Origin of the sequence: Streptomyces sp. NRRL S-118, from assembly GCF_000716335.1 — a bacterium.
Lineage (GTDB): Bacteria > Actinomycetota > Actinomycetes > Streptomycetales > Streptomycetaceae > Streptomyces.
In genome coordinates this window covers 26,870-41,550 of the sequence record NZ_KL591012.1, presented here as the reverse complement: position 1 = coordinate 41,550, position 14,681 = coordinate 26,870, and the positions used below count along the sequence as shown (strand labels likewise).

Sequence of the window (14,681 nt, the reverse complement as noted above, 5' to 3'; positions counted from 1 at the left end):
GGTCAGTGGGGACCGGTGCGCGGGACGGTGACCGTGACGCGCAGGCCGTGCGGCTCGTGGTGGGCGTACGAGATCGAGCCGCCGCCCGCGGCGAGCAGCGCGCGGGAGATGGACAGGCCGAGACCCGAGCCCTTGACGTTCTGATGGCGGTTGCTGCGCCAGAAGCGGTCGCCGATGCGCGCCAGCTCGTCGTCGGTCAGGCCGGGGCCGCGGTCCGTGACCACGATGGTGGAGGTCGCGCCGTCGGCGGCGGAGGTCACGGTGACCTCCTCCCCCGCCGGGGTGAACTTCAGCGCGTTGTCGACCACGGCGTCGAGGGCGCTGGACAGCGCGACGGGGTCGGCCCAGCCGGTGACGGCCGACGTGGCGTCCGTCAGGCGGACGCCCTTCTCCTCGGCGAGCGGCCGCCAGGCGGCGACCCGCTCGGCCGCCAGCTCGCCGATGTCGGTGAGCCGCAGGTCCGCGGAGGCGTGTTCGGCCAGGGCCAGGCCCAGCAGGTCGTCCAGCACCTGGGCGAGGCGCTTGCCCTCCGTGCGGACCGAGGCGATCTCCTCGTTGCCCGGGGTGCCCGGGGGCAGTTCGAGGGCGAGGAGCTCGATGCGCAGCAGCAGCGCGGAGAGCGGGTTGCGCAGCTGGTGGGAGGCGTCGGCGACGAAGGCGCGCTGCTGTTCGAGCACGGTCTCGACGTTGTCGGCCATCTCGTTGAACGAGCGCGCCAGGCGGCGCAGCTCCGGCGGCCCGCCCGCCGCCACGACCCGCGAGTTCATCCGGCCGGTCGCTATGTCGTGCGTGGCCGCGTCCAGGATCCGCACCGGCTTGAGCACCCATCCGGTGAGCCGGAAGGCGGCGCCGACCGCCAGCAGCATCGCCGCCGACACCCCGGCCCCGATCAGGAGCCAGCCGTGCAGGATGCGCGACCGCAGCTGGCCGGTCGGTGAGTACGTGACCACGACGGCGACCACGTCCCCGTCCCGTACGACGGGCGAGGCGACCGCCAGCCGGGCGTGCGGCTGCCAGGGCCACACCTGCGGCGGGTTGTGGCTGCGGCGGCCGAGCAGGGCTTCCTGGAAGGCACGGCGGGGCTCGCCCTTCTCCGGGATCCGCCAGCCCGGGGTGGCGAGGGCCATGGCCGTGCCGTCGCGGTAGAAGACGCCGGCCTCGATCCCGTACACCTCGTGGTAGCGGGCGAGCTCCCCTTCGAGGGTGGCCTTCCGCTCATCGACGCCGGGGCCGCGCTCGGTGACGAACTGCGCGAGCGCAGCGAAGCGTGCCGTGTCGTCGATGCGGTCGACGACGACGGTCTGCTGCCGCGCGGCGGCCAGGCTGCCCGCGAGCGGGAAGCCCAGCGCGAGCAGGACGCCCGCCATGAGGACGATGAGCAGGGGGAGGAGACGGGTGCGCACAGGGCCTGCGGGTTACGTCGCCCGGGCGGCGGAACCGGTGGGGCCGGCGGGCGCCACCAGGCGGTAGCCGACGCCGCGCACGGTCTCGATGAGGGCGGGCATGCGCAGCTTGGAGCGCAGGGAGGCCACGTGCACCTCCAGCGTGCGTCCGGTCCCCTCCCAGCTGGTGCGCCAGACCTCGCTGATGATCTGTTCGCGGCGGAAGACGACCCCGGGGCGCTGGGCGAGCAGGGCCAGCAGGTCGAACTCCTTGCGAGTGAGCTGGACGGCCGTGCCGTCCACGCTGACCCGCCGGGTGGGCAGCTCGATGACCACCTGGCCGAGGCGCAGGGGGGCCTCCGCGGTGGTGGCCGCCCCGGCGGCACCCTCGCCGTCGGCGCCCGTCCCCGTGGCGGTGCCCGTGCCTGCACCGCCGCTCGCGGTGCGCCGGCTGACGGCGTGGATGCGGGCGAGCAGCTCGCCGGGATCGTACGGCTTGACGACGTAGTCGTCGGCGCCCAGGTTCAGCCCGTGGATGCGGGAGCGCACGTCGGCCCGCGCGGTGACCATGATCACCGGCGTGGTGGTGAGCTTCCGGATCCGGCCGCAGACCTGGTAGCCGTCCTGGTCCGGCAGACCGAGGTCGAGCAGCACGACGTCGAAGGGGCCGCGGCCGGTGCGGGAGCCCGCTCCCGGACCCGTGGCGCCGGTGCCGACGGCGGTACCCGCCCCCTGGCCCGTCCCGGCGCCCGCCGCGGGGACCGTACCGGTGCCGGCTCCCGTACCAAGGGCGGGGGACACCGTGCCGGAACCGGCGGGGCGCGTGGCGGCGGGCAGGACGGCCTGGAGGGCCTCCTCGCCGTTGCGGGCGTGCGTGACGTCGAAGCCGTGCTTCTTGAGGATGGCGGACAGGGCCGCGGCGACGTGGTCGTCGTCCTCGACAAGCAGCAGTCTCATGGCCCCCCTCCGAAGGTGCGGTCGCGTGGGTGACCGTAGGGCCACCTGGGCATGAACGCCGATGTATGCCATGCCAGTCAAGAGCGTTCCTGCGACACCCGGGTTTCCGTTATCCACCCGTACTCAGGATGGCCGCCCCGTTCACGCATAGTGTCCGGTTGCAGCCGGATCGTTATGCTCAATTTCAGCTCAGATGTAATGACGCTGGTCGCAATGCGTGCTTAGTGTCCTCTCCAACCGAGCAGGACGGAGCAAGAGGCCGATGAGCGGAGTGTCAGTGACCAAGGGCGCGGAGGACGCCGTACCGACGGCGAGCGACCTGGTCGTGCTGAGCAACGTCAACAAGCACTTCGGCGCGCTGCATGTGCTCCAGGACATCGACCTGACCATCGCCCGCGGCGAGGTCGTGGTCGTCATCGGACCGTCCGGGTCCGGCAAGTCCACGCTGTGCCGCACCATCAACCGCCTGGAGACGATCGACTCGGGCACGATCACCATCGACGGCAAGCCGCTGCCGCAGGAGGGCAAGGAGCTCGCCCGGCTGCGCGCCGACGTCGGCATGGTCTTCCAGTCGTTCAACCTCTTCGCGCACAAGACCGTGCTGGAGAACGTCATGCTGGGCCAGGTGAAGGTCCGCAAGGCGGAGAAGAAGGCCGCGGAGGAGAAGGCCCGGGCCCTGCTGGACCGGGTCGGCGTCGGCGCGCAGGCGGACAAGTACCCCGCGCAACTCTCCGGCGGGCAGCAGCAACGCGTGGCGATCGCCCGGGCGTTGGCGATGGACCCGAAGGTCATGCTCTTCGACGAGCCGACCTCGGCGCTCGACCCCGAGATGATCAACGAGGTCCTCGAGGTCATGCAGCAGCTGGCGCGCGACGGGATGACCATGGTGGTCGTCACGCACGAGATGGGCTTCGCCCGCTCCGCCGCCAACCGTGTCGTCTTCATGGCCGACGGGAAGATCGTCGAAGAGGCGGCGCCCGAGCAGTTCTTCAGCAGTCCGCGCAGCGACCGGGCCAAGGACTTCCTGTCGAAGATCCTGCACCACTGAGGACCGCGGTCCTCGTCACGACCGGGCCCCGGTGTGCCCGGGGCCCCTCGTACGACAACGGTCCCCGTACCACCGGGATCTTCGACCACTGACGACCAACGAACCACGACTCAAGGGATATTCACCATGAAGCTCCGCAAGACGGCGGCCGTGGCCGTCGCTGTGCTCGCCCTGACCGCGACCGCCTGCGGCGGCAAGGAGGGCTCCGCCGGCGACAAGCCCGCCGGTGTGCAGCCGGGCGCGAGCGGTGCGCCGGAACTGCCGAAGTACACCGTCGCCACCGGTGTGAACCTGGACTCGCCGACCTTCAAGGCGGCCAAGGAGCGCGGCAAGCTCGTCATCGGCTCGAAGGCCGACCAGCCGTACCTCGGCTTCGAGGACCAGGCCACCAAGGAGCGCTCCGGCTTCGACGTCGAGATCGCCAAGCTGATCGCCGCCGACCTGGGCTTCTCCGAGAAGCAGATCGAGTGGAAGACCGTCGACTCCAGCACCCGCGAGACCGCGATCTCCAAGGGCCAGGTCGACTACTACGTCGGTACCTACACGATCAACGACAAGCGCAAGGCGCAGGTCGGCTTCGCGGGTCCGTACTACAAGGCCGGCGCCGACCTCCTGGTGCGCAAGGACGAGACCGCGATCACCGGTCCGGAGACCGTCAAGGGCAAGAAGGTCTGCTCCATCAAGGGCTCCACCCCGCTGCAGGAGATCAAGAAGCCCGAGTACGGCGCCCAGACCACCGAGCTCGCCAAGTACTCGGACTGCGTCCAGCAGCTCCTCACCAAGCAGGTCGACGCCGTCACCACGGACGACGCGATCCTCAAGGGCTACGCCGCGCAGAACCCGACCAAGCTCAAGGTCGTCGGCAAGCCGTTCACCGAGGAGCCGTACGGCGTGGGCATGAACAAGGACGACAAGGTCCTGCGTGACGCGATCAACGACTCGCTCGAGAAGCACATCACGGACGGCACGTACAAGAAGATCTACGAGGCGACCCTCGGCCTCTCCGGCTCGGCCTACACCGAGCCCCCGGCGATCGTCCGCTACTGATCGCCCCTGACGTGCCTGCTGCAGCGCCCCGTACGCGCCGTGCGGGGCGCTGCAGCCCCTTGTCCGGACCGGCACCCACGCGCCGGGTCCGCCCGGCCGGGCCCGGCGGCCCGTGCCCGGCCCGCCCCTCCCCCACCCCTAAGCCGCTGACCGCCGACGCGGAGACCTCATGAACGTACTGCTGGACCATTTCTCGGATTTCCGTGACGGCTTCATAGGAACCGTGTCGATCACCGCCGTCAGCTCGGCCATCGCGCTGGTCCTCGGTGTCCTCATCGCCGGGTTCCGGGTCTCCCCGGTCCCGCCGCTGCGCTTCTTCGGCACCCTGTGGGTCAACCTGCTGCGCAACACGCCGCTGACGCTGCTCTTCCTGGTCGCCTTCTTCGTCGTCCCGGAGATCCTCTTCCCGGGCATGAGCCCGTTCGTCCTGGGTGCGCTCGCGCTCGGCTTCTACACGTCCGCCTTCATCTGCGAGGCGGTGCGGTCCGGCATCAACACGGTGCCCGTCGGCCAGGCCGAGGCCGCCCGCTCGATCGGCATGACATTCAGCCAGACGCTCCGGATCGTCGTCCTGCCGCAGGCCACCCGCACGGTGCTGCCTCCGCTGAGCTCCATCTTCATCGCCCTCACGAAGAACTCGGCCATCGCCGGTGCCTTCAGCGTCGCCGACCTCTTCGGCTGGCAGAAGCTCATGAGCGAGCAGGGCTACGACATCGTGCCCATCTTCCTCTGGGTCGCCCTCGGTTACCTGGTCATCACGTTCACCATCAGCGGCATCTTCCGCCTGCTGGAGAGCCGTCTGGAGGTCGCCCGATGAGCGCCAGCGTTCTCTACGACGCGCCCGGTCCCAAGGCCGTCGTACGCAACCGCATCTACGCCGTCGTCGGCAGCCTCGCCATCATCGCGCTGGTCGCGGTCAGCGTCGTGCGGCTGAGCGAGAAGGGGCACCTCGCCCCGGAGATGTGGGACATCTTCAACTACGCGGGCATCCGGCAGAACATCGCCGACGGTGTCATCGCCACCCTGAAGGCGTTCGGCATCGCGGCGATCGGCTCGCTCGTGCTCGGCGTGCTCCTCGCCGTCGGCCGCCTCTCCGACCACAAGCCGGTCCGGTGGCTGGCCACGGGCTTCATCGAGCTGTTCCGCTCCATCCCGCTGCTGATCACGATCTACGCCGTGTGGGTCGGTTTCCTCACCGACTACTCGATGTGGGCGCTGGCCATCGGCCTGTCGATCTACAACGGCTGCGTCCAGGCCGAGGTGCTGCGCGCCGGCGTCAACGCCGTGCCGAAGGGGCAGCGCGAGGCCGCGTACGCGCTCGGCATGAGCAAGACACAGGTCATGACCACGGTGCTGATGCCGCAGGCCGTCCGGTCGATGCTGCCGACGATCATCAGCCAGCTGGTGGTGACCCTGAAGGACACCTCGCTCGGCTTCATCATCCTCTACCCCGAGCTGCTCAACTCGGCTCGGCTGATCGCCTCGAACACGCAGGTCAACGGCCAGTACCCGTACGTGTCGACGATCGTGGTCGTCGGCGCCATCTACGTGGCCATGTGCCTGGCGCTGTCCGCCCTCGCCACGTGGATCGAGAAGCGCGGCCGGCGCGCCAAGACGGGTATCGGGGTGGCCGCGGCCGCCGAGCCCGCCGCGTCCGCGGCCGTTCTGGGCGGCGATGCCGGCCAGGCCGCCGCCGGTACGGTCACCATGGGGACGCCGGGCGGGATCGACGGGGCGGGCGGTGTCGGTGGGGCCGGCGGCTCTGGCGCATCGGGCAACTGACGGTATGTGACATCATCCGGGGATCGACCCGGACGGTCGGGGGCAGTGGCGTTCGCGTCGCTGCCCCCGTCACTTGACGCAAGCACTCGCAGTGGGTTGCATACGTTCTGTGATCACCTCGCGCCCGGCTCCAGCCCTTCGTCCTGCCGTTTCCGGTGCTTCCCCTGTGTCTCCTACTTCTGCCGTTTCTGCTGTTTCTGCTGTTTCTGCTGTTTCAACTGCTTGTGATGTTTCTGCTGGTTGTGACGTTTCTTCCGTTACTGCTGGTTCTGAGGTTTCTGCTACTGCCGCCGTGCCGGGAGTCGTGCTGTGGACCCGGTGATCGTGGCGGGCGCGGGCCCGGTCGGGCTCGCGCTGTCCCTCGCGCTGGCGGCGCAGGGCGTCCCGTCCGTCGTCCTCGACGAAGGCCCCGGCAAGGAGGAGCCGCGCCCCGCACGGACCGCCGTGCTGCGCCCTGACATGGCCGCGTTCGTGGAGCGGCTGGGATGCACGACCGTACGGGACGAAGGAACCCGCTGGCGCGGGTGGCGGTCGATGCGGCGCAAGCAGGAGACGCGGCACGTCCTCTTCGCCGGGCCCGCGGCGGACGCCGCCGCGGAGGTTCCCGCGGACGAGGACGGCGATGTCGCGTCGCCCCTGCACATCCCGCAGCACGCCCTGGCGCACGGCCTGCGCGAGGCCATCGCGCTGCTGCCGCGGAGAAGCCCGGTCCAGGTCGTCACGCACAGCCGCCTCGACGCGATCGAGCAGGACGGTGACGGCATCACCGTGCACACGCGCGGGCCCGGATCGACCTGGTGGCGCGGCAGCTACCTGGTCGGCTGCGACGGCGCCCGCTCCACGGTGCGCAAACTGCTGGGCGTCCGCTTCCCGGGGCGCACGGCGGTCGAGCGGCACGCCGTCGCCACACTCCACGCCGAACTCCCCTGGGACGGCGAGGGGTTGCTGCACCGCCAGCCGCCGTGGCGCGGCGTCGGCGAGGAGGTCACGGCGCGTCCGCTCCCGGACGACGGCTGGCGGCTCGACTGGCTGCTGCCGCCGCGCGGCGACCTGGTGACACCGGACGCGCTGGTGGCGCGGATCCGCGAGACGCTGGTCGGCTGGTGCGGCGAGGCCCCCGCGTACGACCTGATCGACACCGGCGTCTACACGCTGCACCACCGGCTCGCCAAGCGGTGGCGGGTGGAGCGGGCGTTCCTCGCCGGCGACGCGGCCCATCTGCTCGGGGCGCTCGGTACGCAGGGGCTCGACGAGGGGCTGCGGGACGCCGACAACCTGGCCTGGAAGCTGGCCCTGGCCTGGCACCACGGTGCCTCCGACGCGCTGCTGGACAGCTACGAGGCGGAGCGGCGCACGGCGGTCGCGGCGCGGCTGCGCGCCGCCGACCAGTCGCTGCCGGTGCTGCGGGGCACGGGTGGCCTGCGGACGTACCTGCGGGGCGGAGGGCACGACGCGCTCCTGACGGACGGCCACGTGGGGCGCGGGCCGCTCGGCGCGCCGCCCGCGTACCCGCACTCCCCCCTCGCGCCCCCGTACAGCGAAGCGCATGCGAGTGTCGGCACGCTCCCGGGTGCGCCGGTGGCGGACGTTCCGGTCACGGCACCGGAGGACGGCACGACCGGCCCGCTGCGCGACCGGCTGGGGCGAGGGAGGCTGCTGGTGGTGCTGGTGGCGCCGGGGACGGGTGTGTGGGACCGGCGGCACTGGATGACCGCCGGTGTGATGCCCCGGCTGGCGGCGGCCGTGGAGGCGCTGCCGGTCCCCGGGGAGCTCCTGGTCACCGAGGCGTATCCGGGGGCCGCCGCACACACCGTGCTGCTGGTGCGGCCCGACGGGCACCTCGTGGCGGCCTTCGGTGGGGTGCAGCCGGAGGAACTGCACGCGGCGGCCGACGCGGTGCGGGGCGGAGCGCCGGAGTCCGGCCACCGGGACCGGACGGCGGACGCCGCGTGCACCCGTGGTTGATCACCTCTCCCCTTGCGGTGATCACCACTCCCCCCGGGGTGATCACCATTCCCCGCGGGTGATCACTTCCCCTCGCAGCCGAGCGCCTCTCCCCCCGGCCCCTCACCGACCTCGACCGACCACCTTTTGAGCGTCGATTGACCGCCCTGGGCGTTCATGGTGTACTCCGGATCATGAACGGCACTGTCGTGCGCCTGTGGCGGAGGGTCCATATGGACCTGCTCCGTTACGCGGGCTGCGTGTGTCGACCGTCCTGCTGAACTCGCTTTCTTCCTCCGCGTATGTGCGGTGTCGTGGCCATGGGATCCGTCGTGGCCCGCAGGTGCCCTCGTGTGGCCCGCATGTGCGCGTTCTCGCGACTTCCAGGCTCCAGGACCACAGGACGGTTTCTCGTGTCCCAGCATGTTTCCGTACGGGTCGGCGCGGCTGCGCCGACCGCCGCTCAGCTGCTCGACTTCGCCCGCCGCACCGCTGCCGACACCGAGCTGGTCGCCTCCCTGCCCCTCGACCCGGAGGGCCGCACGTGGGTGCGGCTGGACGGGCCGGGCGGCAGCGAGGCGTGGCTCATCGGGTGGCCTCCGGGCACCGGCACGGGGTGGCACGACCACGCCGAGTCGATCGGCGCGTTCGCCACGGCGCGCGGCACCCTGAGGGAGAAGTCCCTTGCCGTGCGGCTGCCTTCGGGCGGCTGGCGCACTCTCGAACTGACCGATGGCGTCGATCGCAGCCGGGTGCTCGGGGCGGGCAGGGGGCGGGCGTTCGGACAGCACCACGTGCACGAGGTGCTGAACGAGTCGACCGCCGAGCACGCCGTCTCCGTCCATGCGTACTACCCGCCGCTGCCGCTGATCCGACGGTTCAGCCGCACGGGCCCGGTGCTGCGGCTGGAGCAGGTCGAGCGCCCGGAGGACTGGCAGTGAGCACGGAGCGCGTCGGCATCGACGAGCTGCTGGAGCGCGTCCGGAAGGGCCTGGAGCGGGTGACGCCCCGGGTGGCGTTCGCGGCGGCGGAGGCGGGTGACGCGCTGCTCGTGGACATCCGGTACGCGGCGCTGCGCGAGCGCGACGGGCTGATTCCGGGTGCGCTGGTCGTCGAGCGCAACGAGCTGGAGTGGCGCCTGGACCCGTGGGGCAGCCACCGCGCTCCGGAGGCGGTGAGCCACGATCTGCGGATCGTGGTGGTGTGCAACGAGGGGTACGCCTCCTCCCTCGCGGCCGCGTCACTCCAGCAGTTGGGTCTGCATCGCGCTACCGATCTCATCGGCGGCTTCCAGGCCTGGCGGTCGGAGGGCCTGCCCACGACGCACTGACGCATACGACTGCTGCGACGGCGGCGCCCCGTCGGGCGCCTGCCCGGTCCGCCTGGCCCTCCCGGTGTCCAGGCTGCCCTGGTGGGCTGGGCCCTCCGGGGTCGGGTGTCTGGCCCGCCCTGAACTCGGCTCTCCGGTGCGCCTGGCCCTCCCGGCGTGCTCGCCTGCCCGGGTTGGTCGGCCCTCCGGGTGTCCAGCCCCTTGGTGCGCCTGGCCACCCCCGGTGTCCAGGCTGCCCTGGTGGGCCGGCTCACACGAGTGCATCCGGCCTCCCGGCCGACTTGGCTCTCCCGGCGGGCCTGGCTCTCCCGGCGGGTCGCGACTGCCCGGGGTGGCCGGCCTCGGGTGTCCTCCCGGGTGTCTCCGACCCGCACGCCCGGGCTGTGGTCAGAAGGAGTCCAGCGGCAGGTCTTCGGTGTCCTCGCCCTCCGCCTCCAGCGCCTGACGGACCACGCGCAGGGCCATGCCCTCGGGATAGCCCTTGCGGGCGAGCATGCCCGCGAGGCGGCGCAGGCGGCGGTCGCGGTCGAGGCCGCGGGTGGCGCGGAGCTTGCGCGCCACGAGCTCCTGGGCCGTCGCCTCCTCCTGCTCGGAGTCGAGTCGGCCGACCGCCTCGTCGATCAGATCGGCGTCCACGCCCTTGGTGCGCAGTTCCCGGGCGAGGGCGCGTCGGGCCAGGCCCCGGCCGTGGTGCCGGGACTCCACCCACGCACCGGCGAACGCCGCGTCGTCGATCAGCCCGACGTCCTCGAAACGGGAAAGGACCTCGTCGGCGACCTCGTCCGGGATCTCGCGTTTGCGCAGCGCGTCCGCGAGCTGTTTGCGGGTGCGCGGGGTCCCGGTGAGCAGGCGCAGGCAGATCGCCCGCGCCCGCTCAGCCGGATCCTGGGGCGACAGCTCCTGCTCGGCCCTCGACGAGTCGGTGCTGTCGCCCGGCCATTCGGTGCGCCGGACCACGGGTTAGGCCTTGGCCGCCGTGGCCTTGGTGGCCTTGGTGGCCTTCGCCGCCGGAGCAGGGACCGACTTCGCCGCGTCGTCCGGAGCGGCCGCGGCCGCCGCGTCCGTGCCCGGCTCGGCCGCCGGGGTCTCCGGCCGGACGCCGACGCCCAGCTTCTCCTTGATCTTCCTCTCGATCTCGTTGGCGAGGTCGGGGTTGTCCTTCAGGAAGTTGCGGGCGTTCTCCTTGCCCTGACCCAGCTGGTCGCCCTCGTACGTGTACCAGGCGCCGGCCTTGCGCACGAACCCGTGCTCGACGCCCATGTCGATCAGGCCGCCCTCGCGGCTGATGCCCTGGCCGTAGAGGATGTCGAACTCGGCCTGCTTGAAGGGCGGCGCGACCTTGTTCTTCACGACCTTGCAGCGGGTGCGGTTGCCGACCGCCTCCGTGCCGTCCTTCAGGGTCTCGATGCGGCGGATGTCGATGCGCACCGAGGCGTAGAACTTGAGCGCGCGGCCACCGGTCGTGGTCTCCGGCGAGCCGAACATCACACCGATCTTCTCGCGGAGCTGGTTGATGAAGATCGCGGTGGTCTTGGACTGGTTGAGCGCACTGGTGATCTTGCGGAGCGCCTGGCTCATCAGACGGGCCTGGAGACCCACGTGCGAGTCACCCATCTCGCCCTCGATCTCGGCGCGCGGCACGAGCGCGGCGACGGAGTCGATGACGATCAGGTCGAGTGCACCGGAGCGGACGAGCATGTCCACGATCTCCAGGGCCTGCTCGCCGTTGTCGGGCTGGGACAGGATCAGGTTGTCGATGTCGACGCCGAGCTTCTGCGCGTACTCGGGGTCGAGGGCGTGCTCCGCGTCGACGAACGCCACCTGGCCGCCGGCCTTCTGCGCGTTGGCCACGGCGTGCAGGGTCAGGGTCGTCTTACCGGAGGACTCCGGGCCGTAGATCTCCACCACACGGCCGCGCGGCAGGCCGCCGACGCCAAGGGCGACGTCGAGCGCGGTCGAGCCGGTCGGGATGACCTCGATGGGCTCCTTCGACCGCTCGCCCATGCGCATCACTGCGCCCTTGCCGAATTGCCGTTCAATCTGTGCGAGCGCGGCGTCGAGCGCCTTCTCGCGGTCGGTACCTGCCATGGGTTCCACCCGGTTTGCTTGTGTCGATCGCTTCACGTCAAAGACGCTAACCCCTGCCACTGACAATGGGCCCCGCCGTCCCTCCGACCTGTGGATAACTCCGTGGACAACTCCGCGAACACCCCGGAATCCCGGGCCGGAACCCCATGAGAATGGATGTTCGATTTTAGTGTCAAGCGCGGCACGCCGCGCACACACCGCCACCCGCGGCGGCCACCCGAAGGCCCTCGGCCAGCCGCCGACGGCAGTCACCGGCAGTCGCCGGCCGCCGGGATCAGGCGCTGTCGGACGGCGGGGTCCGGCCGGGGATACGGTCCGCGGCCGGCTCCGGCCCGGGCTCCGTGGCCCGGTCCGCGTCCGGCTCCGTGACCGGGTCCGACTCCGTGACCGGGACCGGGACCGGGTCAGGGTCCGGCTCCGTGCCCGGATCGGGGGCCGGGGCCGGCTCGGGAGCCGTGCCCGGATCGGGAGCCGTGCCCGGCTCGGGGGCCGGGGACGGGGCCGGGATCCGCTCCGCCGCCCGGGCCGGGCTGTCGTCGGAGTCACGCTCCGCGCCCTGCTCCTTCTTCGCACGCAGCGCCCGCTGCACCCGGGCCAGCACCAGCTCGCCGTGGCGCCGGTGCCCGTGCACCCGCGGGTCCTCCGTCACGTCGTACCGCTTCACGTACGCGCCGAGGAACGCCTGGAGCGTGGCGACCGCCGGGATCGCGATCAGTGCGCCGACGGCACCCAGCAGCGCGGTGCCCGCGATGACCGAGCCGAAGGCGACGGCCGGGTGGATGTCGACGGACTTGGCGGTGAGCTTGGGCTGCAGCAGGTAGTTCTCGAACTGCTGGTACACGACGACGAAGATCAGGACCCACAGCGCGTACCAGGGGTTCTCGGTGAAGGCGATCAGCATCGGCAGGGCGCCCGCCAGGTACGTGCCGATCGTCGGGATGAACTGGGACACCAGGCCGACCCACACCGCGAGGGCGGGCGCGTACGGCACGGTCAGGAACTCCAGCAGGACGTAGTGCGCGAGGCCGGAGATCAGCGCCATCAGACCGCGCGAGTAGAGGTAGCCGCCCGTCTTGTCCACGGCGATCTCCCAGGCCCGCAGGACCTCCGCCTGCCTGGCCGGCGGCAGCACGGAGCACAGGGCCCGGCGGAGCCGGGGGCCGTCGGCCGCGAAGTAGAACGAGAACAGGAAGATCGTCAGCAGCTTGAACAGGCCGCCGAGCACCGTCGCGGAGACATCGAGCACCCCACTGGCACTGTTCTGGACGTACTTCCGCAGCCAGTCCGAGCGCAGGAGGCTGTCCTGGACCTCCACGCGGGACAGCTCGGTGTCGAACGTGTGATTGATCCAGTTGATCAGGGAGTCGAGGTACCGGGGGAAGTCCTCGACCATCTCGATGATCTGGCCCGCCAGCATCGAGCCGAGCAGCACGACGAAGCCGACGCCCGTGATCAGGATCGCGAAGAAGACCAGGAAGGTGGCGAGCCCGCGGCGCATGCCACGCGCCGCCATCCGGCCCACCGCCGGCTCGATGGCCAGGGCCAGGAAGAAGGCGATCAGGATGTTGATCAGCAGACCGATGAGCTGGTGGAACGCCCAGCTGCCGAGCTGGAAGCAGGCGTAGAGGGCGAGGGCGAGCACCATCGCGCGCGGCAGCCAGCGCGGCATACGGGCAGCGGGGGACGCGGGGCGCGCTGCCCCGGTCCCGGGAGCGGCGGTCGTCTTCTCAGTCTCGTCAGTCGGGGGCACGCGCCAAGTCTCGCCTACAGCGGCGACATCCGGCCGCCCGCCCTGGGATCAGCGCTTGTCCGCGGGGACGTCCACCGCCGCGCACACCGCCCGCCACACGTCCTTCGCCTCCCAGCCGGCGTCCAGCGCCTCGCGCACCGTACGGCCACCGAGCTCGGACATCACGTGGTCCCGTGCGAAGGACTCGGCGTACGTGTCGCCGAAGTGCGCCGCCATCCGCTCCCAGAAAATCGTCAACCGCATGACACCAGTATCCCGCTCCTGAGAGTGCAGCCCGGCCCGGGCCGGTTGCCGAAAGCCCTTTCCGCCCTACCGTCGGAACATGGCCGGAACTCTCCTCACGCGCGCCGAGCACTTCGTCTGGCTCACGGCCCGCGTGCTCGAACAGCGGCGGTTCGCATACCACTTCCTGGGCGGTGCCGCCGACTCCGTCGAGGCCGCCCTGACCGCGTACCTCAACGACGACGGCGGCTACGGGCACGCCCTGGAGCCGGATCTGCGCGGCCCCGTCAGCCAGCCTCTGCACGCCGCGCACGCCCTGCGGGTGCTGGACTCCATCGGCCGCTGCGGCGGGCTGCGGGTGGAGCGCGTGTGCCGGTACCTCACGGAGGTGTCCACGCACGAAGGGGCGCTGCCCGCACTGCACCCCTCCGTGCGCGGCTACCCGGTCGCGCCGTTCCTGCCGGTCGTGGACGACCCTCCGAGCGACCTGCTGGCCACCGGCCCGGTGGTGGGCCTGCTCCACCGCAACCAGGTGTGGCACGCGTGGCTGTTCCGTGCCACCGACTTCTGCTGGGCCGCGGTCGAGGGGCTGGAGAAGTCGCACCCGTACGAGATCCAGGCCGCCGTCGCGTTCCTGGACGGTGTCCCCGACCGGGCCCGCGCGGAGGCGGCCGCGGACCGGTTGGGCAGGCTCGTACGGGATCAGAAACTGGCCGTACTGGATCCGGCGCGCAAGGACGCCTTCCCGGTCCCGCCCGGCTACGCCCCCGGTGAGCACCACTTCCCGCACGACTACGCGCGCGTGCCGGACTCGCTGGCGCGGCGCTGGTTCACGGACGAGGAGATGGAGCGCTCCCTGGACCACCTCGCCGCCGAGCAGCAGGAGGACGGGGGCTGGCCGGTCCACTGGCGCCAGTGGGCGCCGGGCACGGCCCTGGAGTGGCGGCCGATCCTGACGATCGAGGCGCTGCGCACGCTCCGGGCGCACGGCCGCAGCATCCGCTGAGCACTGCCCTCAGAGCCTCGCCGCTCCGCCGCTCCCATCCCCGCTCCTCTCCCGCCCCCTCCGCGGCCCCGCTCCGCGGCAGCGTGCCTCCACGGCCGGCCGGGGCCACGGAGCCCGGTGGAAAC

Annotated in this window: 15 protein-coding genes; 9 read left to right on the top strand and 6 right to left on the bottom strand. The window is 71.5% G+C overall.

Annotated elements, in window-relative coordinates; genetic code table 11:
* Positions 1-2 precede the first annotated feature (2 nt).
* Positions 3-1,403, bottom strand: a complete 1,401-nt coding sequence (locus tag IH00_RS0120890) for a sensor histidine kinase (protein ID WP_031075798.1) — start codon at positions 1,401-1,403, stop codon at positions 3-5.
* A 12-nt stretch (positions 1,404-1,415) separates the two neighbouring features.
* Positions 1,416-2,339, bottom strand: coding sequence for a response regulator transcription factor (locus IH00_RS0120885; RefSeq protein WP_031075796.1), 924 nt, complete (start codon positions 2,337-2,339; stop codon positions 1,416-1,418).
* A gap of 262 nt (positions 2,340-2,601) precedes the next feature.
* Between IH00_RS0120885 and IH00_RS0120880 the strand changes: the two genes are divergently transcribed.
* From IH00_RS0120880 to IH00_RS0120850, 8 genes are all read left to right on the top strand, one after another.
* Positions 2,602-3,387, top strand: coding sequence for an amino acid ABC transporter ATP-binding protein (locus IH00_RS0120880; protein WP_031075795.1), 786 nt, complete (start codon positions 2,602-2,604; stop codon positions 3,385-3,387).
* Positions 3,388-3,513: 126 nt separating this feature from the next.
* Entirely contained in the window at positions 3,514-4,434 is a 921-nt protein-coding gene (locus IH00_RS0120875) for a glutamate ABC transporter substrate-binding protein (RefSeq protein WP_031075793.1), read from the top strand.
* Positions 4,435-4,603: 169 nt separating this feature from the next.
* Complete coding sequence (locus tag IH00_RS0120870; RefSeq protein WP_031075791.1) at positions 4,604-5,251, top strand: amino acid ABC transporter permease; 648 nt, start codon at positions 4,604-4,606, stop codon at positions 5,249-5,251.
* Positions 5,248-6,216, top strand: coding sequence for an amino acid ABC transporter permease (locus tag IH00_RS0120865; RefSeq protein ID WP_031075788.1), 969 nt, complete (start codon positions 5,248-5,250; stop codon positions 6,214-6,216). The genes IH00_RS0120870 and IH00_RS0120865 overlap by 4 nt, the downstream gene beginning before the upstream one ends.
* Before the next feature lie 309 nt (positions 6,217-6,525).
* Entirely contained in the window at positions 6,526-8,181 is a 1,656-nt protein-coding gene (locus tag IH00_RS0120860; protein ID WP_031075786.1) for an FAD-dependent monooxygenase, read from the top strand.
* A gap of 173 nt (positions 8,182-8,354) precedes the next feature.
* Positions 8,355-8,441, top strand: a complete 87-nt coding sequence (locus IH00_RS45470) for a putative leader peptide (protein ID WP_355356953.1) — start codon at positions 8,355-8,357, stop codon at positions 8,439-8,441.
* Positions 8,442-8,522: 81 nt separating this feature from the next.
* Positions 8,523-9,101 carry a cupin domain-containing protein gene (locus IH00_RS0120855; protein WP_199819791.1) on the top strand — a complete coding sequence of 193 codons (579 nt, stop codon included), beginning with the start codon at positions 8,523-8,525 and terminating at the stop codon, positions 9,099-9,101.
* A complete protein-coding gene (locus tag IH00_RS0120850) occupies positions 9,098-9,490 on the top strand; it encodes a rhodanese-like domain-containing protein (protein ID WP_107064497.1) in 393 nt (130 codons plus the stop codon). The genes IH00_RS0120855 and IH00_RS0120850 overlap by 4 nt, the downstream gene beginning before the upstream one ends.
* A gap of 387 nt (positions 9,491-9,877) precedes the next feature.
* Here the strand turns inward: IH00_RS0120850 and recX are convergent, their stop codons facing one another.
* The 4 genes from recX to IH00_RS0120830 form a co-directional block, all read right to left on the bottom strand.
* Positions 9,878-10,447 (bottom strand): recombination regulator RecX, encoded by a 570-nt coding sequence (gene recX / locus IH00_RS0120845; protein ID WP_031075782.1) that lies wholly within the window; start codon positions 10,445-10,447, stop codon positions 9,878-9,880.
* 3 nt (positions 10,448-10,450) lie between these two features.
* Entirely contained in the window at positions 10,451-11,578 is a 1,128-nt protein-coding gene (gene recA, locus IH00_RS0120840; RefSeq protein WP_031075775.1) for a recombinase RecA, read from the bottom strand.
* Between the two features lie 274 nt (positions 11,579-11,852).
* Positions 11,853-13,247 (bottom strand): AI-2E family transporter, encoded by a 1,395-nt coding sequence (locus IH00_RS0120835; protein ID WP_234334910.1) that lies wholly within the window; start codon positions 13,245-13,247, stop codon positions 11,853-11,855.
* 129 nt (positions 13,248-13,376) lie between these two features.
* Positions 13,377-13,571, bottom strand: coding sequence for a DUF3046 domain-containing protein (locus IH00_RS0120830; RefSeq protein ID WP_031075771.1), 195 nt, complete (start codon positions 13,569-13,571; stop codon positions 13,377-13,379).
* Positions 13,572-13,650: 79 nt separating this feature from the next.
* Here IH00_RS0120830 and IH00_RS0120825 point away from each other — a divergent pair, with 79 nt between their 5' ends.
* A complete protein-coding gene (locus IH00_RS0120825; protein WP_031075769.1) occupies positions 13,651-14,556 on the top strand; it encodes a hypothetical protein in 906 nt (301 codons plus the stop codon).
* Positions 14,557-14,681: the final 125 nt, after the last annotated feature.

Bases quoted from the DNA above. Each gene is read 5' to 3' on its own strand.
- IH00_RS0120885 (WP_031075796.1), bottom strand. From the start codon at position 2,339: ATGAGACTGCTGCTTGTCGAGGACGACGACCACGTCGCCGCGGCCCTG.
- IH00_RS0120880 (WP_031075795.1), top strand. From the start codon at position 2,602: ATGAGCGGAGTGTCAGTGACCAAGGGCGCGGAGGACGCCGTACCGACG.
- IH00_RS0120875 (WP_031075793.1), top strand. From the start codon at position 3,514: ATGAAGCTCCGCAAGACGGCGGCCGTGGCCGTCGCTGTGCTCGCCCTG.
- IH00_RS0120870 (WP_031075791.1), top strand. From the start codon at position 4,604: ATGAACGTACTGCTGGACCATTTCTCGGATTTCCGTGACGGCTTCATA.
- IH00_RS0120865 (WP_031075788.1), top strand. From the start codon at position 5,248: ATGAGCGCCAGCGTTCTCTACGACGCGCCCGGTCCCAAGGCCGTCGTA.
- IH00_RS45470 (WP_355356953.1), top strand. From the start codon at position 8,355: ATGAACGGCACTGTCGTGCGCCTGTGGCGGAGGGTCCATATGGACCTG.
- IH00_RS0120855 (WP_199819791.1), top strand. From the start codon at position 8,523: ATGTGCGCGTTCTCGCGACTTCCAGGCTCCAGGACCACAGGACGGTTT.
- recA (WP_031075775.1), bottom strand. From the start codon at position 11,578: ATGGCAGGTACCGACCGCGAGAAGGCGCTCGACGCCGCGCTCGCACAG.
- IH00_RS0120835 (WP_234334910.1), bottom strand. From the start codon at position 13,247: ATGCCGCGCTGGCTGCCGCGCGCGATGGTGCTCGCCCTCGCCCTCTAC.
- IH00_RS0120830 (WP_031075771.1), bottom strand. From the start codon at position 13,571: ATGCGGTTGACGATTTTCTGGGAGCGGATGGCGGCGCACTTCGGCGAC.
- IH00_RS0120825 (WP_031075769.1), top strand. From the start codon at position 13,651: ATGGCCGGAACTCTCCTCACGCGCGCCGAGCACTTCGTCTGGCTCACG.